This is a genomic window from Dyella jiangningensis, from assembly GCF_003264855.1.
Taxonomy (GTDB): domain Bacteria; phylum Pseudomonadota; class Gammaproteobacteria; order Xanthomonadales; family Rhodanobacteraceae; genus Dyella; species Dyella jiangningensis_C.
The window spans coordinates 321,109-341,674 of sequence record NZ_NFZS01000004.1 but is presented as its reverse complement, the minus strand read 5'-3'; the positions used below and the strand labels follow the sequence as shown (position 1 = coordinate 341,674).

Genomic DNA, 20,566 nt, shown 5'->3' with positions numbered 1-20,566 from the left:
AGTTCGCGCTGCAATGGAGATAGGCATGGCACAACTGCGTTGGCTGGCTCTGGGCATCCTGCTGTGGGGTGCGATGGCGCATGCGCAGGATGGCGGCGCCTCGCCCGACGCATCGCGGGTCAGGCTGGACAAGGCCAAGTTGTCCTATGCGATCGGTTTCCAGATCGGCAGCCAGTTCGCCAACGGCGAGCCGGACGTGGACATCCCCACGCTGCAGAAGGCCATCCAGGACGCGTATTCGAAGAAGCCGCCGTCGGTGTCCATGCAGGACATGCACGACCAGTTGCAGCGGCTCGACGAGGAAATGCATTCCAAGGCGCTGGCCGAGTACAAGCGCATCGCCGACGCGAATGCGCGCAAGAGCACTGAATTCATGGAGCGCAATCGCCAGCAGCCCGGCGTGATCCAGCTGCCTTCGGGCATCCAGTACGCGGTGCTGAAGAAGGGCGAGGGAACGGTCAATCCCAAGGTCACCAGCCAGGTCACCGTCAACTACAGCGGCCGGCTGGTGGATGGCACGGAATTCGACAGCACCTGGGCGCATGGCGCGCCGGTGCGCTTCCAGGTCGACAAGGTCATCCAGGGCTGGCAGGACGTGATTCCGCGCATGCACGTGGGCGATCGCTGGAAAGTGGTGATTCCGCCGCAGCTCGCCTACGGGCCGCGTGGTGCCTTGCCGCGCATCGGTCCCAACGAGGCGCTGGTGTTCGAAATCGAGTTGCTCGACATCCAGCAGTGACGCTCGCCCCTGCCTGAGGGCAGGGAATCGGCTAGCATGGGTGGGCTCATGCTCAACGATCCCCTCCCTCCGCCTTCCGCACCTCTCACGCCGTGCATCGGCATCTGCAAGCTCGACGACCGTGGCTATTGCCTCGGTTGCCTGCGCACGGGCGACGAAATCGCGCGCTGGCGTGGCATGGGTGATCGCGAACGGCTGCACTTGATGCTCGACGTGTTGCCCACGCGCAAGGTCGCGCCATGAGCGCACTGCTCGCCGACCTCAGCGCCTCGCTGTTGCCGCTGTCCTCGCCGCCGAGCGGCCAGGGCTGGAACCATGCGCAGATGACGGAGCTGCTGGGCGATGCGCCGCGGCGTCCGGCGGCCGTGCTGGTGGGCGTGCGTGAGGGCGTGCAGCCGCGGGTCGTGTTGACGGTGCGGACCAACGACCTGCCGTCGCATGCGGGACAGGTGGCTTTCCCCGGGGGCGGCAGCGATCCCGTCGACGTGGATGCCGTGGCCACCGCGTTGCGCGAAAGCGAGGAAGAGATCGGCCTGGAGCGCTCGCTGGTGACGCCGCTGGGGTTCCTCGATCGCTTCGAGACGATCAGCGGCTACAACATCACGCCGGTGGTGGCGCGCATCGATCCCGCGGCGCGCCTGTATCCCGCGCCAGCGGAAGTTGCCGAAGTGTTCGAGGTGCCGCTGTCGTTCTTCCTGGAGCCGGCCAACCTGCGGCGCTATACGATGGAGTTTCGCGGGCATAGCCGCGACATGGTGGAGTTCGTGCACGGCGGGCATCGCATCTGGGGCGCCACGGCCGCCATGGTGTTCAACCTGTTGCAGAGGATGGGACGCGCATGACCCTCAAGACCACATTGATCACGGTCGACGATCTGGCCGCGTTGCCGGTGGATACCGCGCTGATCGTCGACTGCAGGTTCGACCTGATGGCGCCCGGCACCGGCGATCGCGATCCCGGCAAGGGCGAACGCGATTATCGCGAGGCGCATATCCCGGGCGCCGTCTATGCAAGCCTGGATACGGACCTGTCCGATCTTTCGCGACAGGCCGAAGGCTTGGGGCGCCATCCGTTGCCGCTGGAATCCGCGTTTTCTTCGGCACTGTCGCGCTGGGGCTGGCGAGCTGGCATGCAGGTCGTGTGCTACGACGCCGCGAATGGTTCGTTGGCCGCGGCACGCCTTTGGTGGTTGCTGAGGCTGGCTGGCGTGCGCGAGGTTGCCGTGCTTGATGGCGGCTATCCTGCGTGGGTGGCAGCTGGCCTGCCGCTCGAATCCGGCGACGTCGTACGTGCACCGACGAAAGTGGATCTGCATTTCGACGCGAACCAATACCTCGTCGATCATGCGCGCTTGAAGGACGCTCCAGGCCGTGTCCTGCTGGATGCCCGCGCCGCACCGCGCTATCGGGGTGAAGTCGAGCCGATCGACCGGGTCGGTGGCCATGTGCCGGGGGCGTTGAATCGTCCGTTCGCCGACAATCTGGATGCGGATGGTCGCTTCAAGCCCGCGGCTGTCCTTCGCGAAGAATTTCTTGCCCTGCTTGGCACGCACGCGCCGCAGGACGTGGTGCACATGTGCGGCTCGGGCGTCACGGCGTGCCACAACCTGCTGGCGATGGAATATGCCGGCCTGACGGGTTCGCGCTTGTATGCACCGTCGTGGAGCGGCTGGGTGAGCGACCCGGCAAGGCCGGTGGCCAAGGGTGCATCGCCCGGCTGACGCAAGCGCGTTTTGTGCAGGAGCGCACCCAGTGCGCGACCGCAGAGCAACAATCTCACCGCTCCGCTGGCTTTTCGCGCACTGGGTGCGCTCCTACAGGAAAAGGCAGGTGCGCTTAGTCCTTCTTCTTCAGGCGCGCCACCAATTGCTGCAGCACCGCCTGGGTTTCCGGGTGGAAATACGCGTCGATGAATTCGTCGATGGGCAGCGCATCCGGATCGGCCCATACCTTGGTGAGATCGGCGCGCGCGATGGCGCGGGTCTTGAGCATCGCATTGGACGGCAAGGCCAGCATGCCCTGCATCCAGTGGAGCGCACGCGTCACGACCTGCTCGACGTTGGTAAGTTCGTCCACAAGGCCGCAGGCCAGTGCTTCCGACGATTCGATCATTGCGCCGGCCACCATCAGCCGTTCCGCGCGATAGGGGCCTACGACGCGACGTAGCGCGTGCTGGATGCTTTCCGGCACGACGAGGCCGACCTGCACTTCGTTCAAGCCGATGCGGAAGGGACCTTCGGCCATGACGCGGTAGTCGCAGAACAGCGACAGCACCGCGCCGCCTGCCGGACTGTGGCCGGTGATGGCCGCCACCAGCGGTACCGGCGACATCGCCAGCTTCGCGGCAGTCCGGAAGAATTCCCGCCAGAACTCCTGCACGCCTTCGCGATCGCGTCCCAGCAGTGCAGGCACATCGACACCGGCCGAAAACATGCCCGGCGCACCGGACAACACCAGCCCTCGTGCGCCGGCACGAACCGCATCGTCGATGCCGTGGCGGATCGCGCGCAGCAGGTCGATGTTGAGCGCGTTCACCGGCGGGCGCGCCAAGTTGATTTCAGTGATGGCGTCGTGCGCGATCAGGTTGAGCATGGCAAAGGCCCGTCAGGAGAAGAAGGACAACGATGGGCAACGAGAGTAGCAAACCCGATTGCGGCTGGCTTCCTCTCGTTGCGCACGGCCGGGTTACCCCTGTGGATGGTCCTCGGCGGACCACTGGTAACGCACGGCATAGTCCAGCGTGGCCTTGCCGCCGGCCGGAACGGTCACGCGAAACTCCAGCGTGTCCGGCGTCTGCTGACTGGGCTTGCTGCTGGAGGAGACCAGGGTCCACTGCCGCCAGCGCGAGGGATGCTCGCGCACCGTGACCACGCGCGCGCTGTCGCCTGCATTGGTGAGCGTGATGCGGAACGACTCGTCGAGCGTACGGCTGGCCTTGTCCACGCTGAAGGCCGTGCGTTCGCGTTCGCCGCGCAAGTCGAAGGCCGTGCCCAGCGTGATATGCGCGTCGCTGCCCTTGGGCGTGTCGTTGATGCGACCTTCGCCGATGAATTGCGGCGTGCCGTTGCGGTCGGCCGTCAGCACACGCAGATAACCCGCTGGCAAGCTGTCGAAGGCGCGCAGCTGCAAGGTGCTGGTGACGGCGCCATTGCCGCCGGGCGTGAAGTCGCGATTGATCATCGGCTGTGGCGGCACCCAGCCGCCGCCATTCTCGAACAGCGACGTACGTTCGCATTCGATCGTGCGCGTCGCATACAGAGGTACCTGGCTGACGCTGCCATCCGGTAGATCGACAGCACCAGGCAGGGTGTAGGTGCGGTAATCGGCCAACGTATCCTGTTCCGGCAGGGGGGCGGCATCGGCCTTCGCACGCATCGCATAGGCGACCGGGGCACCCATCGGGCGAGGCGCCGAGGGCTTGGCGAAATTGGGCTCGCCGGCAACCAGGGTCAGCTGTGTGTCCTTCCAGTCGCGGCCGCTGCGGTTGGCGATGCTGGCGCGCGATTCGAACTGCATCTGGCAGCGATCGCCCGGCTGCAAGGTGCCCACATAAGCGGCACGCCAGCCCAGGCCGGACGTGGTGTAGCTCAGCGTGGCCCTGGCCGTACCGGCGCGCTGGGCGTCGATGCGCAGCTGCAGCAGGGAGCCGGTCTGGAAGCTGTTCTGCGCGCGCACCGCGGCGTACTCGCGAATGAGGCTGGTGCCGCCATCGCTGCCCTGCACCAGCAGGCCATCGCCTGCGCGAAGCAAGGTCCCTGAGGCCAGCGGTTGACCGCCGCTGCCTAGCACGGAGACCGGCTGGCCCACCAGGCTGGCCAGCGCGGCGTTCTGCCCCTGGCCGAGCAGCAGGCGCTGGGAAAGTACGTGGGCGCTATCGCCTTCGACCGACAACGCCATGGCCTCCGGATCGAGATACTGCGGCAAGCCGCCGAGGCTGATGTCCTGCACGCCGTTCTTCAGTTGCAGCTCGCGCGGCTCGCGGGCTACGGCATAACCGGCCTGCACGCCGCCATTGCCGGCGCTGAACAGTGCGGCATCGTCGCTGCGATAGAGCGTGAGATGGGTGGCCGGCGATGATGCGGCCAATGCGCCGGTCGACGCAGTGGTGGCGATGGCAACGGCAAGGGTGGCGAGGGGAAGCGGGCGCACGGTCGAACTCCTTTCGGGTGGTCGCCGTGGATGTTACGGGTGTCGGATGAAGCTGGGGCATCCGGCGTTCGCGGGTGCTTAACCCCGAACGCCGGATGCGTCGTTCAAGCGCCCTCGGCGGCGTCGCGGATCGATCGCGGCAGTGGCACCGGTTTGCCCGTGGCGGGATTCATCCACACCATGACCACCTTGCCGTCGCTGTACAGCTGCGTGTCGTCATCCGCGTCGACGATGCGATGCGCCAGCGTGATCGAGCTGTTGCCCAGACGCTCGCAGGTCAGCTCTACATGCAGCTGCGCGGGCCATTCGATGGGACGGCGATAGTTGATCTCGCTCGCGGCCAGCACCGGCATCGACTGCTCGTCGAACCAGCCCGGCACATGGCGCAGCCATTGCAGACGGGCTTCTTCGAGGTAGGTGAGGTAGTTGGAATTGTTGACGTGGTTGAACGCGTCCAGATCGCGCCAGCGCACGCCGATCGATGCGACAAACAACGCCCGCGGCTGATTGGCGGGCGCGTCGGCGTTGTCCATGGCCGAGGCGCGCTCCGGCGCCTCGGTCTTGCGGGCGCGCGTGCGTTGCTCCGACGCCGGTTGGGTGGAACTCATGCAGTCTTCTTCCGTAATGCAGGTTTGCTCTTGCCGTGGTTCTGCGTCTTGGCCGCCTTGGCCGGCTTCACGTCGAGATGGGGAGCGAGGAAACGTCCGGTATGCGAACCCGGCGTGGCCGCGACCTGCTCCGGCGTGCCGGTCACCAGGATGCGACCGCCACCGGCACCGCCTTCCGGGCCGAGATCGACCAGCCAGTCGGCGGTCTTGATCACGTCCAGATTATGCTCGATCACCACCACGGTGTTGCCCTGTTCCACCAGCTGGTGCAGCACGTCGAGCAATTGCTCGATGTCGTGGAAGTGCAGGCCGGTAGTCGGTTCGTCGAGGATGTACAGCGTGCGGCCGGTGTCGCGCTTGGAGAGCTCCTTGGAGAGCTTCACGCGCTGCGCTTCGCCACCGGAGAGCGTGGTCGCGCTCTGGCCGAGCTTGATGTAATCCAGGCCCACGGCGCGCAGCGTTTCGAGCTTGCGTGCGATGGTCGGCACGTTCTCGAACAGCTTCAATGCATCTTCCACCGTCATGTCGAGCACATCGGCAATCGTGTGGCCCTTGTAGTGCACCTCGAGCGTTTCGCGGTTGTAGCGCTTGCCGTGACAGACGTCGCAAGGCACGTATACGTCCGGCAGGAAGTGCATCTCCACCTTGATCATGCCGTCGCCTTCGCAGGCTTCGCAGCGGCCGCCGCGCACGTTGAAACTGAAGCGACCCGGCGTGTAGCCACGCGCACGCGCTTCGGGCACCTGCGCGAACAGTTCGCGCAGCGGCGTGAACAGGCCGGTATACGTGGCCGGGTTCGAACGCGGCGTGCGGCCGATCGGCGACTGGTCGACGTCGACCACCTTGTCGAACAGTTCCAGGCCCTCGACCGACTTGTACGGCGCCGGCTGCTCGCTGGATCCGTTCAATTCGGCGGCGGCGAGGCGGAACAGCGTGTCGTTGACCAGCGTCGACTTGCCCGAGCCGGACACGCCGGTGACGCAGGTGAAAAGACCGGCGGGAATGGCGAGGTCGACGTTCTTGAGGTTGTTGCCGCTGGCGCCCTTCAGGTGCAGCCACGAATCGGCATCCAACTGCTGGCGACGTTCGGTAGGCACCTTGATGCCACGCTTGCCCGACAGGTACTGGCCGGTGACGGAGCTGGACGAGGACAGGATGTCCTTCAGCGCGCCCTGCGCCACGACTTCGCCGCCATGCACGCCAGCGCCGGGACCGATGTCGAGGATGTAATCGGCCATGCGGATAGCGTCTTCATCGTGCTCGACCACGATCACCGTGTTGCCGAGGTCGCGCAATCGCGTCAGCGTGCCGAGCAGGCGCTCATTATCGCGCTGGTGCAGGCCGATCGACGGCTCGTCCAGCACGTACATCACACCGACCAGGCCGGCGCCGATCTGCGAGGCGAGTCGAATGCGCTGCGCTTCGCCGCCGGACAACGAGTCGGCCTGCCGGTCCAGCGTGAGGTAGTTGAGGCCCACATCGTTGAGGAACGACAGACGCTCGCGGATCTCCTTGACGATCTTCACCGCGATCTCGCCGCGCCAGCCCGTGAGCTTCAGCGCTTCGAAGAAAGCGAGTGCATCATCGATCGAGCGCGAGGTGAGCGACGGCAGCGCGTGGTCGGCCACGAACACATTGCGTGCGGAACGGTTGAGTCGCTGGCCTTCGCACTCCGGGCACGGGCAATCGCTGATGTACTTGGCCAGTTCCTCGCGCACGGCCGGCGACTCGGTTTCCTTGTAGCGCCGTTCCATGTTCGGGAGGATGCCTTCGAAGGCGTGCTCGCGCGTGACGCGACCGCCGCGCTCGGTGATGTACTTGAACGCGATGCGTTCCTTGCCGCTGCCGTAGAGCACGGCCTTCTGCACGTCCGCCGGCAGCTTGCGCCACGGCGTATCTACGTCGAACTTGTAGTGGCCGGCCAGCGACATGAGCAGCTGGAAGTAGTGCGCGTTGCGGCGATCCCAGCCGCGAATGGCGCCGCCGGCGAGCGAGAGCTCCGGATGCGCCACCACGCGCGCCGCGTCGAACACCTGCGTGATGCCCAGGCCATCGCAGCTGGGGCAGGCGCCGATCGGCGAGTTGAACGAGAACAGACGCGGTTCCAGCTCCGGCAGCGAGTAGTCGCACACCGGGCATGAATAGCGCGAGGACAACAATTGTTCCGGCGCCTTCGCGTCATCCATGTCGACGATGATGGCGAGGCCATCGCCCAGCCGCAGTGCGGTTTCGAACGATTCGGCCAGGCGCTGCTTGATGTCGTCGCGCGGACGGAAGCGGTCGATCACCGCTTCGATGGTGTGCTTCTGGCGCAGCGTGAGCGGCGGCACGGCGTCGAGGTCATACACGGTGCCATCGACGCGTGCACGCACGAAACCCTGCGCGCGCAGCTGGTCGAACACCTGCACGTGTTCGCCCTTGCGCTCCCGGATGACCGGTGCAAGCAGCATGAAGCGCTTCTCGGAGTCGAGCGCCAGGGTGTTGTCCACCATCTGGCTCACCGTCTGCGCTTCCAGCGGAATCCCGTGGTCGGGGCAGCGCGGCGTGCCTACGCGGGCATAGAGCAGGCGCAGGTAGTCGTACACCTCGGTGATCGTGCCCACGGTGGAGCGCGGGTTGTGCGAGGTGGACTTCTGTTCGATGGAAATGGCCGGCGAAAGACCTTCGATGTGGTCGACGTCCGGCTTCTCCATCATCGAGAGGAATTGCCGGGCGTAGGCCGACAGCGACTCGACATACCGGCGCTGGCCTTCCGCATAGATCGTGTCGAAAGCCAGCGAGGATTTGCCTGAGCCGGAAAGGCCGGTGATGACGATCAGCCGGTCACGCGGCAGATCCAGGTCGATGTTCTTGAGGTTGTGCGTGCGCGCACCGCGGATGCGGATGGTGTCCATGTCGCCCGGGAAGGTGGGGAAAGGGAAAAACTGCACTATACCAAACCAATCAGGTTAGTTATTACCCGCCTGACGCCTGACCGTCGTCTTCAGGGAAGACCGGCGCAACTATGGCTAAATAGGTTCTTTGGCCCCGACGGGCCCTGGCTTGGATTCGGTAGAGAGTGCGGATGCTTAAGTGGATGAGATGGGGTGTCGGCCTGGCGCTTGCAATGGCCGGCGGACAGGTGATGGCGGCCTCGGGCCCGGCCAGTGAAGCCCAGGTTCGCCAGCTGATGGATGTCGTCGGCGTGGGCAAGATGTTGAGCCAGATGAACTACCAGGCGGTGACCACGATGCAGCAGTCGCTGCCGTGCGTGCCGGCCGAGTACTGGCAGGGCTACATGGACGCCAACGCCACCCAGCAGTTCATCGGCCGCCTGGTGCCGGTCTACCAGAAGCACTTCAACGCGGACGAAATGGAGGGACTGCTCAAGTTCTACCGTTCGCCGCTGGGCCAGAAGGTCATCAACGAGATGCCCACGACCATGGCTGAGGCCAACCAGGCGGGACGCCAGTGGAGCCAGGAGCGCAGCGACCAGATGATCGCCGAGCTCAAGCAGAAGGGCAGCCTGGACGCCGGGGGCCGTTGTCCCTCCAAGGTGGCCGCCACCGCCCCGGCACTGGGAGCGGTAGCGGGCGCGGCGCAGGCCGACGACGAAGCCGCGGAGGAGGCCCCGGCCAAACCGGCAGCCAAGGCTCCGGCCAAGGCGAAGACGAAGGCGCCGGCCAAGAAGACGACGAAGCCTGCTGCCAAGAAGCCGGCGACCAAGACACCGGCGAAGACGACGGCAGCCAAGCCCGCCAGCCAGTCGGCTCCCGCCCAAGGCGGCCAGTGACCGGCCGCCGTCCCGGCGTGAAGAGGCCACTGGTCAGTAATTGACCAGTACCTGCGAAGCTCGCTATACTCCCGAGTTCGCCGGTGCCCATTTCGGCTCGGCGAGCCCAAGAGAATAACGACAGAAGGGATATTCCCATGAGTTACGCAGTCATCAAGACCGGCGGCAAGCAGTACCGCGTTCAGCAGGGCGACGTCCTGCGCGTGGAGCTGCTGAACGCCGAAGAAGGCGCCGCTTTCACCTTCGACCAGGTCCTCCTGGTCGGCGCCGGTGAGTCGATCACCGTCGGTGCGCCCGTCGTGGCCGGTGCCACTGTCAGCGCCACCGTGCGCAAGCACGGCCGTGCCGACAAGGTCCGCATCATCAAGTTCCGTCGCCGCAAGCACCACAAGAAGCAGCAGGGACATCGTCAGCATTTCACCGAAGTCGAGATCACGGGCATCAACGCCTGAGCAACTGGAGCATTGAGTCATGGCACATAAAAAAGGCGTAGGTTCCAGCCGCAACGGTCGCGATTCGAACCCGAAGTACCTCGGCGTGAAGGTTTACGGTGGCCAGGCCATCGAAGCCGGCAACATCATCGTGCGTCAGCGCGGCACCAAGTTCCATGCCGGTACCGGCGTGGGCCTGGGTCGTGACCACACGCTGTTCGCCCTGGTCGACGGCACCGTCGAATTCAAGGCCCGCGGCGCCGAAGGTCGCAAGTTCGTCAGCGTCGTCAAGGCTTAATCCCCTTCGATGTTGCAGCGAAGGCCCCGCTTCGGCGGGGCCTTTGTTTTTGTAGGAAGCAGGTGGGCCGACGAGGTGCGCAGGGCGCAAGTGTCGGATTCCCTTATCATGCAGCTCGGCTGCGCGTCCTGTTTTCCAGTTTCCTTTCCCCCGGATTCCTTTCATGAAATTCGTCGACGAAGCCATCATCAAGGTCCAGGCCGGTGACGGCGGCAACGGGTGCATCAGCTTCCGTCGCGAAAAATTCATTCCCTTTGGCGGCCCCGACGGCGGCGACGGCGGCAGCGGCGGCTCGGTGTGGCTGGTGGCCGACGAAGGCCTCAACACGCTGATCGACTTCCGCCACCAGCGCATGTTCAAGGCCCAGCGTGGCCAGAACGGCATGGGCAGCCAGATGTACGGCAAGGGCGGCGAAGACACCTTCATCCGCGTGCCCGTCGGCACCGTGGTCACCAACGTCGACACCGACGAGACCATCGGCGACCTCACCCAGCACGGCCAGCGGCTGCTGGTGGCGCAGGGCGGCAAGGGCGGCCTCGGCAATATCCATTTCAAGAGCTCGGTGAATCGCGCGCCACGCAAGTCCACGCCAGGTACGCCGGGTGACGTGCGCGAGCTGAAGCTGGAGCTGAAGCTGCTGGCCGACGTCGGCCTGCTGGGCTTCCCGAACGCGGGCAAGTCGACCTTCATCCGTGCGGTGTCGGCGGCGACGCCGCGCGTGGCGGATTACCCGTTCACCACGCTGCACCCGAACCTGGGCGTGGTCAGCCTGGGTACCGACCAGAGCTTCGTGATCGCCGATATCCCGGGCCTGATCGAGGGCGCCGCTGACGGCGCCGGCCTCGGCATCCAGTTCCTGCGCCACGTATCGCGCACGCGGTTGCTGCTGCACGTGGTGGACATCGCGCCGATCGACGGCTCGGACCCGGTGGAGCAGGTGCATGCGATTGAGCAGGAACTGGAGAAGTTCAACCCGGAACTGCTTGAGCGTCCGCGTTGGCTGGTGATGAACAAGGCCGACGTGCTGCCCGAGGACGAGCGCCAGGCAGTCGCCGAGGACGTCGTGAAGCGACTGGGATGGGAGGGGCCGTGGTTCCTCGTGTCGGCCATCGCCCGCGAGAACACCATGCCGGTGTGTCAGCAGATCTGGCGCTTCCTGGAGGCCGAGCACATGGCGCGGGAAGAACGCGACGACATGCTGCCGGGGGATGTACGGCTGCGGGGCGAGGGGGCGGCGGAGTAAGCCGTTTCGGAGTGTTGATCAGAAAAAGGCGGCCAGAGGGCCGCCTTTTTTTCCTCAGGGCCGGGTGACTCTCGAATGATTGTAGGAGCGCACCCAGTGCGCGACCGCTGAGCCCCGGCTGCAATGCTTTGTAGGCTTTTCGCGCACTGGGTGCGCTCCTACAGAAGGCTGGCGGCTCCCGCGGAGGCGGCCGCGCTCCCTTCTCCCCGGGTAAATGCCGGGCGCAAAAAAACCGGCTCTCGCCGGCCATGGTTTCCTCCACGCACAGAAAAGCCGGCTTGCGCCGGCTTTCCTACCAACCCGAGATGCAATACGCGGAGCCGGCTTATGCCAGCTCGCGGATCTTCGCGTTGAGGCGGCTCTTGTGGCGAGCAGCCTTGTTCTTGTGGATCAGGCCGCGGGCGGCGTAGCGATCCATGACCGGCTGCGCGGCGGCGAACGCCTCGACAGCAGCAGCCTTGTCCTTGTTCTCGATGGCCTTGACGACCTTCTTGAGGGCGGTGCGCACCATGGAACGGGCGCTGACGTTGCGCAGGCGGCGCTGCTCGGACTGGCGCGCGCGCTTCTTCGCGGACTTGATGTTGGCCAAGGTAGAACTCCGGAATGAATGACTGGGTTGGAAAAAGACGGCAATTATGCGGTCAATGCGCCGTTGCGTCAACAGCTTAGCTGTTTGTCAAGGCGCCAATGGGCGCCAGACGTCGCTGCGGTGGGCGATGGCTCGGATGAACCAGCCCCGATTATGCCACGCCCGGGCCGTGAACTTGGCTCGGGCGGCTGTCACACTACGCGCCTTTCGGCCCGGGCAGGGCGATCCGTGCCCGCAGCGTCTCACCAGAAAAGGCACTGTTTCCACGCATGAAGTCTCCCAGCATGTTCCGCGGGCTCCTGTCCTTCAGCAGCATGACCATGATCTCGCGCGTGCTCGGTCTGGTCCGGGACATGTCCATCAATGCGACGTTCGGCGCCAACGCGGCCACGGATGCGTTCTGGGTGGCTTTCCGCATTCCCAACTTCATGCGCCGCCTGTTTGCGGAAGGCTCGTTCTCCACGGCCTTCGTGCCCGTGTTCACCGAGGTGAAGGAGAAGCGCAGCCACGACGACCTGAAGGAGCTGATGGCGCGCGTCTCGGGCACGCTGGGCGGCGTGCTGCTGGTGATCACGGCGTTGGGCGTGATCTTCGCGCCGCAGGTGGCTTCGCTGTTCTCGCAGGGCGCGGCGGATACGCCGGAGAAGTTCGCGCTGACCACCCAGCTGCTGCGCCTGACCTTTCCGTTCCTGCTGTTCGTGTCCCTGACGGCGCTGTGCGGCGGGGCGCTCAACAGCTTCCATCGCTTCGCGCTGCCGGCGCTGACGCCGGTGATCCTCAACCTCTGCATGATCAGTGGCGCGCTGTGGCTATCGCGCTACCTGAACCCGCCGATCATGGCGATGGGCTGGGCCATCCTGGCGGCTGGCGTCCTGCAGTTGCTGTTCCAGCTGCCGTCGCTGAAGGGCCTGAACCTGCTGACCCTGCCGCGCTGGGGCTGGAGCCATCCGGACGTGCGCCGCATCCTGCGGCTGATGGTGCCGACCCTGTTCGGCTCCTCGGTGGCCCAGGTGAACCTGCTGCTGGACACGGTGATCGCCGCCTACCTGATGACCGGCTCGCAAAGCTGGCTGTCGCAGGCTGATCGCTTCCTGGAGCTGCCGCTGGGCCTGTTCGGCGTGGCGCTGGGCACGGTGATCCTGCCGTCGCTGTCGCGCCACCACGTCACCACCGACAAGGACGGTTTCTCCAAGGCGCTGGACTGGGGCCTGCGCATCACGCTGCTGATCGCCGTCCCCGCGATGTTCGCGCTGATGCTGCTGGCGCGTCCGCTGGTGGCCACGCTGTTCCAGCATGGCCAGTTCACGCCGTTCGATACCCGTATGGCGACGCTGTCCATCACGGCGTTGAGCTTCGGCCTGCCGGCCTTCGCGCTGGTGAAGGTCGCCCTGCCGGCGTTCTATGCGCGCCAGGACACCCGCACGCCGGTGCGTGCGGGCGTGGCCTCGCTGGTGGCGAACATGGTGCTCAATGTGGTGTTCGTGGCGATGCTGTTCACGCTGTGGGCCACACCCGAGCAGCGCCAGCTGCCCTGGATGGACGGCATCGCCGCCGTGCCGGGCCTGCACATGGCACTGGGCATGGCCAGTGCGTTGGCCAGCTATATCAACCTGGGCCTGTTGTGGCGGTGGCTGAAGCAGGCCGGTGTTTATCAGCGCCAGCCCGGTTGGGCTCGCCACATGTTCCGTCTGGTGATCGCCTGCGCGGTCATGATTGCCGTGCTGCTGCTCGGCATGTGGTGCTGGCCGGATTGGACGGCTGTCGAGAAGTGGACCCGCGTATGGCGCCTGGCCGTGCTGGTGCTGGCGGGCGGCGGTGCCTATGTGGTGACCCTGTTCGCGGCGGGCTTCCGCATGCGTGAGCTGCGCGGCGCCTGAGCCGTCTGACGACGCCTTGTAGGAGCGCACCCAGTGCGCGATCGCCGTTCAGAACCCCCGGGCGATAGGTCACCCGGGCAGACCCGTTTTCGATCATGCGCAGATCGCGCACTGGGTGCGCTCCTACAGAGAGGCAGAAGCAGGGAAGGTGGCGCTCACCCGCTATACTCGCCCGATGATGAGACTTTCCAGGGATGTCGCCGGCCCTTGCCTGGCGCCGGGTGGCAGTGTGGTGGCCGTCGGGGCGTTCGATGGGCTGCATCGTGGTCACCAGGCCTTGCTTGCGGAGGTCCGCGAGCGGGCTTCGACGCTCGGACTCACGCCGGTGGTGGTGAGTTTCGAGCCGCTTCCGCGGGCGTTCTTTTCGCCTGAACCGGTGGCGCGCCTGTCCAGCGTGCGTGAAAAGTTGCGCGGTTTCCATGCGGCCGGCATGGAGCACGTACTGCTGCTGCGCTTCAACCACGCGTTGACCGCCATGTCCGCCGAGGATTTCGTGCGCCGTGTGCTGGTCGAGCGCCTCGCGGCGCGTGAGGTCTGGGTGGGAGGCGATTTCCGTTTCGGGAACAAGCGTGCGGGCGACGTGGCGCTGCTCGAAAACATGGGCAGCGAACTCGGCTTCACCGCACGCACCATGCCGGCCGTGCTGCTCGAAGGCGCGCGCGTCTCGGCCACCCGCGTCCGCATGTTGCTGGCCGCCGGCGAGTTCGCCGGTGCGACACCGCTGCTCGGTCGTCCCTTCGTCATCGAAGGCAAGATCGAGTACGGCAAGCAGTTGGGCCGGCAGCTGGGTTACCCCACCGCCAATATCCATCTGCGTGATCGATCCAGCCCCGTCCACGGCATCTTCGCGGTGCGCGTGGGCCTGGGCGAGAGCGAATGCAGCTGGCCAGGCGTGGCCAGCCTCGGCGTACGGCCCACGGTGAACGAGGTGCCCGAGCCGCTGCTGGAGGTCCATCTGTTCGACTTCGAAGGCGACCTCTACGGCCAGCGCATGGCGGTGGAGTTCGTGGCCAAGCTGCGTGACGAGCAGAAATTCGACAACCTGGACGATTTGACCGTCCAGATGGCCAAAGACGCCCGCCAGGCGCGCGAACTGTTGGGCATGAATCCGCGCCTCAGCGAGGCGTAACGGCCCCAAATCCGGTAACGTTGGCGTTTCCGCCGTGTCCATGGCGGCGCCAGGCAACAAGGGCGCCCGCCAGGCCGCGCCAGACCCCGATCAGAGCATCCCCAGGCAATGACCCAGGACTACAAGAACACCATCAACCTGCCGCAGACGGAATTCCCGATGCGCGGCGACCTGCCCAAGCGCGAGCCCAAGTGGCTGGCCGACTGGCAACAGGTGAACCGCTACGTGCAGATCCAGGAGCGCGCGGCCAACCGCGACAAGGTGTTCGTGCTGCACGACGGCCCGCCGTACGCCAACGGCGCGATCCACCTGGGCCATGCGGTGAACAAGGTGCTCAAGGACGTGGTGGTGAAGTCGCGCCTGCTGGCCGGCTATCGCGCGCCGTACGTGCCGGGCTGGGATTGCCACGGCCTGCCGATCGAAGTGGCGGTGGAAAAGAAGTTCGGCCGCGTGGGGGACAAGCTCGATGCCGCCGCGTTCCGCCAGAAGTGCCGCGAATACGCCCAGCAGCAGATCGACCTGCAGCGCACCGACTTCAAGCGCCTGGGCGTGCTGGGCGATTGGGAGAACCCGTACCGCACCATGGACTTCAAGTACGAAGCCGACATGGTGCGCGCGCTGGCGAAGATCGTCGGCAACGGTCACGTCGTGCGCGGCGCCAAGCCGGTGTACTGGTGCTTCGATTGCGGCTCGGCGCTGGCTGAAGCCGAGATCGAATATGCCGACAAGACCTCGCCGGCGGTGGACGTCGCCTACGACGCGGTGGACGCGAAGGCGCTCGCGCAGAAGTTCGGCGTGGATGCGGGCAACGCCATCGTCGCCATCCCGATCTGGACCACCACGCCGTGGACGCTGCCGGAAAGCTTGGCCGTGTCGCTGGGTGGCGAACTCGAGTACGCGCTGATCGAAGGCCCGTCGCGCGACGGACATCGCGTGCTGCTGGTCGTTGCCAGCGCACTCGTCGAAAAGGTCGCGCAGCGCTATGGCATCGACGGCGAGGCGAAGGTGCTTGGCCACGTCGCCGGCCAGTCACTGGAAGGCGTGCTGCTGAAGCATCCGTTCTATGCACGCGAAGTGCCCGTGCTGATCGGCGACCATGTGTCGGCCGAAGACGGCACTGGCGCCGTGCACACCTCGCCCGACCATGGCGTGGAAGACTTCGTCGTCTCGCGCAAGTACGGTATCGAGACGCTCAACTACACCGAGGCGCGCGGCACCTACCGTGCCGATACGCCGGCCGCGCTCGACGGCACGGTGATCGCAGGCAAGCACTTGTGGAAGGCCAACGACGAGATCGTCGAGCTGCTGCGTCGCCGCGGCGTGCTGCTGGCCTTCGCGAAGATCGAACACAGCTACCCGCATTGCTGGCGTCACAAGACGCCGGTGATCTTCCGCACCACGCCGCAGTGGTTCATCAGCATGGAGAAGGAAGGCCTGCGCCCGACCGCGCTCGATGCGATCAAGCACGTGCGCTGGGTGCCGGGCTGGGGCGAGGAGCGCATCGCCGGCATGGTGGGCGATCGTCCCGACTGGTGCATCTCGCGCCAGCGCACCTGGGGTGTGCCGATCGCGCTGTTCATCCACAAGGGCACGCAGGAACCGCATCCGGATTCCGTCGCGCTGCTGGAGCAGGTGGCCAAGCGCGTGGAGCAGGGCGGCATCGACGCGTGGTACGCGCTGGATGCAGCCGAGCTGCTCGGCGACCAGGCCAAGGATTATGAAAAAGTCCTCGACGTGCTCGACGTGTGGTTCGATTCCGGCGTCAGCCACTTCGCCGTGGTCGGCCAGCGCGCCGAACTGCAGCAGGGCAAGGCATCGAGCTACAAGGTGATGTACCTGGAAGGCTCGGACCAGCATCGCGGCTGGTTCCAGTCGTCCTTGCTCACTTCGTCGGCCATGTTCGCCAGGGCGCCGTACAACGACGTGCTCACCCACGGCTTCACCGTGGATGCGCAGGGCCGCAAGATGTCCAAGTCGCTGGGCAACGGCATCGAGCCGCAGGACATCATGAAGAACCTGGGCGCGGACATCCTGCGGCTGTGGATCTGCTCGACCGACTACCGCAACGAGATGTCGCTGTCGGACGAGATCTTGAAGCGCGTGTCGGATACGTATCGCCGCATCCGCAACACCGCCCGTTTCCTGCTCGGCAACCTCGACGGCTTCGATCCCGCCAAGCACCTGGTGCCAGTGGAAGAGAGCCTGTTGCTCGATCAGTGGGCGGTGCAGCAGGCGTACGACGTGCAGCAGGCGGTGATGGCGGCGTACGACCGCTACGACTTCCCGGAAATCGTCCAGCGCGTGCAGAACTTCTGCACCAACGAGCTGGGCGCGCTGTACCTGGACATCACCAAGGACCGTCTCTACACGATGCCGACCGACAGCCACGGTCGCCGCAGCGCGCAGAGCGCGATGTACCGTATCGCCGAGGCGCTGGTGCGCTGGCTGGCGCCGGTGCTGAGCTTCACCGCCGAGGAAATCTGGCAGTACCTGCCAGGCGAGCGCAGCGAGAGCGTGCTGTTCGAAACCTGGTACGAAGGCCTGGCCGCCACGCAGGGTTCGCCGGAGCAGCGCCGCTACTGGTCCGACCTGCTTGCGATCCGCGAGACCGCCTCGCGCGTGCTCGAAGGCATGCGCAAAGGCGAGCAGATCGGCGCCTCGCTGGAAGCGAAGCTGGCGATCCATGCCGATCCGGCGATCGTCGCACGCTACCAGCCGGCGGCCTCGGAGCTGCGCTTCTTCTTCATCACCTCCGACCTGCGCCTGGACCTGGCCGGTGGCCAGCCGGCCGATGCCGTGCTGACCGAGCTGGAAGGCGCGGACGTGTGGGTCTCGGCAACCGTCAGCGATGCCGCCAAGTGCGTGCGCTGCTGGCATCGTCGCGATGACGTGGGCACGCATGGGAACCATCCGGAGCTCTGCGATCGCTGCATCAGCAACGTCGAAGGTCCGGGCGAGGACAGGCGCTGGTTCTGACGCCAGTACTTCACTTCTTCCTCTCCCCGCCGGGGAGAGGACTGAGGTGAGGGGCGGGTGCTCGCGATAGAGCTCAAAAAGGGCAAGCGTCGCTCCGTACCCAACCAGTCGCGAGATTGTCCCCTCACCCCAACCCTCTCCCCGGAGGGGAGAGGGAGCTTCCAGGCAAGATTGACCCATGATGAAACCCAAATCCAACGCCCTTTCCTGGCTACTGCTCTCGGTGGTCGTCATCGCTCTCGACCAGCTGAGCAAGTGGTGGGCGCTCACCGCACTGCAGCCGGCTGGCCTGCCGCACCCGGTGATTCCCGGTTTCCTCAACTGGACGCTGGCGTTCAACACCGGCGCCGCCTTCAGCTTCCTCGCCAGCAGCGATGGCTGGCAGCGCTGGTTTTTCGTATTGCTGGCGGTCGTGATCAGCGGGGTGCTGGTGGTGTGGCTGCATCGCACCCCGCGTAACGACTGGAAGACAGCGATGCCGTTGGCCCTGATCGTGGGCGGCGCACTGGGCAATCTCATCGACCGCCTGCACGCGGCCCAGGTGACCGATTTCATCCAGGTGTACTACCGCGAGTGGAGCTACCCGGTGTTCAACGTGGCCGATTGCGGCATCACCGTCGGTGCGGTTGCGCTCGTCGTTTTCGGCCTGTTTGCCGGCAAATCCAGGGCCTGAACGTACTGTCACGTCCCATGGGACCGGGCATGCGATAATGGCCGTCTGCCATTAGGCCCAGTCGGGCCCGGAGCGTCCGTGGATATCCTGCTTGCCAACCCCCGTGGCTTTTGCGCCGGCGTGGATCGCGCCATCGCCATCGTCGAGCGTGCGCTCGAATCGTACGGCGCGCCGATCTATGTGCGGCACGAAGTGGTGCATAACCGTTACGTGGTGGACAAGTTGCGCGCCGATGGCGCGGTCTTCGTCGAAGAACTCGACGAAGTGCCTGACGGCGCCACGGTGATCTTCAGCGCCCACGGCGTCTCCAAGGCCGTGCGCGAGGAAGCCGACCAGCGCGGGCTCAAGGTGTTCGATGCAACCTGTCCGCTGGTGACCAAGGTCCACATGGAAGTCGCCCGCCTCGGTCGCACCGGCCGCAGCGTCGTGCTGATCGGCCACGCCGGGCATCCGGAGGTGGAAGGCACCATGGGGCAGTGGAATCCCGCCAATCGTGGCGAAATCCTGCTGGTGGAGTCCGTGGAGGACGTGGCCGACCTCGAGCCCAGCTTCCCGCACGAACTCTCCTACGTCACCCAGACCACGCTCTCGGTGGATGACACCAAGGCCATCATCGACGCGCTGCGTGCGAAGTTCACGGACATCGATGGCCCGCGCAAGGACGACATCTGCTACGCCACCCAGAACCGCCAGGATGCCGTACGCCGCCTGGCCGATGCCGTGGATCTGGTGCTGGTGGTGGGTTCGGTCAACAGCTCCAACTCCAACCGCCTCCGCGAGCTGGCGGAAAAGCAGGGCGTGCCCGCCTATCTCATCGACGGTGCCGAACACATCGAGCAGCGCTGGCTCGACGGCGTCACCCGCATCGGCCTCACCGCCGGCGCGTCCGCGCCCGAAAAGCTGGTCAAGGACGTGATCGCCCGCCTGCAGTCCTGGGGCGCCGGTGCCGTGCGTGAGCTGGACGGCGAACCCGAAACCATCACCTTCGCACTGCCGAAGGAACTGCGCATCGCCGGCGGCGCCTCCGCCAGCCTCTGACAGCTTGCACACCCCCTCCTGCCTCCGTAGAATTAGCGGTTCCTCGCCGGAATAGCTCAGTTGGTAGAGCGGCGCATTCGTAATGCGTAGGTCGCAGGTTCGACTCCTGTTTCCGGCACCAGTATCCGAATAAAAACAGCGTCATACGCATTGCAGCGTATGGCGCTGTTTTGTTTTTGGCGGATCCGCTTGTCTAGTCGACGCGGGTCAACCGCTAGTAGTAGCCGAGGTCGATTTCCCCCATGGCCGCGCAGTGATCTCACCGCGCCATGCCGCGGTTAGTGACTCGTTCGCAAGGTCATCGGGAAGGGCGCCCTTTTGCCGGCAGCCAGTCGAAGTTTGGTGGCGCCCTGCTGTTCTTGGTCTGCCAAACGGTCGACTTGCAGCATTCACCAAGCGGGCAGACGATGATGAAAGTCAGGGGAAGGTGTGATGCCGCATGCCGTCGTTCTCCTGCGATTTTCGGGGAGCGCAAGTCCGCATCTTGTATGAGAGCGGCGTTCATGGCGACGCGATCTGGATCGCGACCATGACGGACGGGTTTTGCGTGCAGAGCATCGACGGGTCCACTTATGTCGGCGACTGGCCGCCATCCCTGGTTGAGACCGCCATCGAAGCTTCGGTGCTGCGTGGGCTGGAGTGGATGCGGCAGGTCGATCGATAGCCTCTTCCATCGCGGCCATTCTGCAAGTGGCCGATCGAATGAGGACTGCGCGCCTATCGAGGCCAAATCGATGCATGTGCGACATCACTCAGGCGCGCTCCCAATCAAGAGCGGCACCCCTGTAGGAGCGCACCCAGTGCGCGATTCCGCGTGCCTCAGCCTTCCACAACCTCCAACTCAAACACATGGTTGTCGATCACAGCTGCTGACGGTAGCACTCCCTTGAGCGCGGCTCATGCATTCGCCTGTAGCCGGGTGCCGTAAAGATCAACCACACCATGGCGTGCTTGCCTACTCGTGTCGTCACTCGATGGCATGTAGGCGCCAGGCGCGGCAATCCGTACATGTCCATGCGCGCGCTTGTCGCAGAAGACCAGCTTC

Annotated in this window: 17 protein-coding genes, 1 tRNA gene and 1 pseudogene; 14 read left to right on the top strand and 5 right to left on the bottom strand. The window is 65.4% G+C overall.

The features are described 5' to 3' along the window. The first annotated feature begins 25 nt into the window (after positions 1–25). The 3 genes and pseudogenes from CA260_RS14110 to CA260_RS14095 all read left to right on the top strand — a co-directional run bounded on the left by CA260_RS14110 (position 26) and on the right by CA260_RS14095 (position 2,459). On the top strand, positions 26–739 hold the full coding sequence (locus CA260_RS14110) for an FKBP-type peptidyl-prolyl cis-trans isomerase (RefSeq protein ID WP_172461852.1): 714 nt from the start codon (positions 26–28) through the stop codon (positions 737–739). A gap of 36 nt (positions 740–775) precedes the next feature. Next, positions 776–1,581, top strand: a pseudogene (locus tag CA260_RS14100) (NUDIX hydrolase). Then, entirely contained in the window at positions 1,578–2,459 is an 882-nt protein-coding gene (locus tag CA260_RS14095; RefSeq protein ID WP_111983701.1) for a sulfurtransferase, read from the top strand. Before CA260_RS14100 ends, CA260_RS14095 begins: the two are co-directional and overlap by 4 nt. 115 nt (positions 2,460–2,574) lie before the next feature. On the opposite strand, the gene CA260_RS14090 is transcribed toward CA260_RS14095, so the two are convergent. From CA260_RS14090 to uvrA, 4 genes are all read right to left on the bottom strand, one after another. After that, positions 2,575–3,330 (bottom strand): enoyl-CoA hydratase/isomerase family protein, encoded by a 756-nt coding sequence (locus CA260_RS14090; RefSeq protein ID WP_111983700.1) that lies wholly within the window; start codon positions 3,328–3,330, stop codon positions 2,575–2,577. 93 nt (positions 3,331–3,423) lie between these two features. Next, entirely contained in the window at positions 3,424–4,887 is a 1,464-nt protein-coding gene (locus CA260_RS14085; RefSeq protein ID WP_111983699.1) for a DUF4139 domain-containing protein, read from the bottom strand. Positions 4,888–4,991: 104 nt separating this feature from the next. Next, on the bottom strand, positions 4,992–5,420 hold the full coding sequence (locus CA260_RS14080; RefSeq protein WP_238149814.1) for an acyl-CoA thioesterase: 429 nt from the start codon (positions 5,418–5,420) through the stop codon (positions 4,992–4,994). Positions 5,421–5,491: 71 nt separating this feature from the next. Beyond that, the gene (gene uvrA / locus CA260_RS14075) at positions 5,492–8,389 is read right to left on the bottom strand and encodes an excinuclease ABC subunit UvrA (protein WP_111983697.1); all 2,898 of its coding nucleotides are present in this window, start codon (positions 8,387–8,389) and stop codon (positions 5,492–5,494) included. Between the two features lie 182 nt (positions 8,390–8,571). On the opposite strand from uvrA, the gene CA260_RS14070 reads away from it, so the two are divergent. The 4 genes from CA260_RS14070 (at position 8,572) to cgtA (ending at position 11,239) form a co-directional block, all read left to right on the top strand. Beyond that, complete coding sequence (locus CA260_RS14070) at positions 8,572–9,267, top strand: DUF2059 domain-containing protein (RefSeq protein WP_238149767.1); 696 nt, start codon at positions 8,572–8,574, stop codon at positions 9,265–9,267. Between the two features lie 137 nt (positions 9,268–9,404). Then, the gene (gene rplU, locus CA260_RS14065) at positions 9,405–9,719 is read left to right on the top strand and encodes a 50S ribosomal protein L21 (protein WP_111983695.1); all 315 of its coding nucleotides are present in this window, start codon (positions 9,405–9,407) and stop codon (positions 9,717–9,719) included. 19 nt (positions 9,720–9,738) lie between these two features. Beyond that, positions 9,739–9,996 (top strand): 50S ribosomal protein L27, encoded by a 258-nt coding sequence (rpmA, locus tag CA260_RS14060; RefSeq protein ID WP_038616501.1) that lies wholly within the window; start codon positions 9,739–9,741, stop codon positions 9,994–9,996. A gap of 163 nt (positions 9,997–10,159) precedes the next feature. After that, positions 10,160–11,239 carry an Obg family GTPase CgtA gene (cgtA, locus tag CA260_RS14055; RefSeq protein ID WP_111983694.1) on the top strand — a complete coding sequence of 360 codons (1,080 nt, stop codon included), beginning with the start codon at positions 10,160–10,162 and terminating at the stop codon, positions 11,237–11,239. A 325-nt stretch (positions 11,240–11,564) separates the two neighbouring features. Here the strand turns inward: cgtA and rpsT are convergent, their stop codons facing one another. After that, on the bottom strand, positions 11,565–11,828 hold the full coding sequence (rpsT, locus tag CA260_RS14050; RefSeq protein ID WP_038616506.1) for a 30S ribosomal protein S20: 264 nt from the start codon (positions 11,826–11,828) through the stop codon (positions 11,565–11,567). A 269-nt stretch (positions 11,829–12,097) separates the two neighbouring features. On the opposite strand from rpsT, the gene murJ reads away from it, so the two are divergent. The 7 genes from murJ to CA260_RS14015 all read left to right on the top strand — a co-directional run bounded on the left by murJ (position 12,098) and on the right by CA260_RS14015 (position 20,185). Further along, positions 12,098–13,705, top strand: coding sequence for a murein biosynthesis integral membrane protein MurJ (gene murJ, locus CA260_RS14045; RefSeq protein ID WP_111983693.1), 1,608 nt, complete (start codon positions 12,098–12,100; stop codon positions 13,703–13,705). Positions 13,706–13,880: 175 nt separating this feature from the next. Further along, entirely contained in the window at positions 13,881–14,834 is a 954-nt protein-coding gene (locus tag CA260_RS14040; RefSeq protein ID WP_111983692.1) for a bifunctional riboflavin kinase/FAD synthetase, read from the top strand. Between the two features lie 108 nt (positions 14,835–14,942). Continuing rightward, positions 14,943–17,810 (top strand): isoleucine--tRNA ligase, encoded by a 2,868-nt coding sequence (gene ileS / locus CA260_RS14035; protein ID WP_111983691.1) that lies wholly within the window; start codon positions 14,943–14,945, stop codon positions 17,808–17,810. Between the two features lie 181 nt (positions 17,811–17,991). Next, complete coding sequence (gene lspA, locus CA260_RS14030; RefSeq protein ID WP_111984390.1) at positions 17,992–18,483, top strand: signal peptidase II; 492 nt, start codon at positions 17,992–17,994, stop codon at positions 18,481–18,483. Positions 18,484–18,561: 78 nt separating this feature from the next. After that, complete coding sequence (gene ispH / locus CA260_RS14025) at positions 18,562–19,521, top strand: 4-hydroxy-3-methylbut-2-enyl diphosphate reductase (protein ID WP_111983690.1); 960 nt, start codon at positions 18,562–18,564, stop codon at positions 19,519–19,521. Positions 19,522–19,566: 45 nt separating this feature from the next. Continuing rightward, a tRNA-Thr gene (locus tag CA260_RS14020) sits at positions 19,567–19,642 on the top strand. A gap of 318 nt (positions 19,643–19,960) precedes the next feature. Further along, positions 19,961–20,185 carry a hypothetical protein gene (locus tag CA260_RS14015; protein ID WP_111983689.1) on the top strand — a complete coding sequence of 75 codons (225 nt, stop codon included), beginning with the start codon at positions 19,961–19,963 and terminating at the stop codon, positions 20,183–20,185. Positions 20,186–20,566 lie beyond the last annotated feature (381 nt).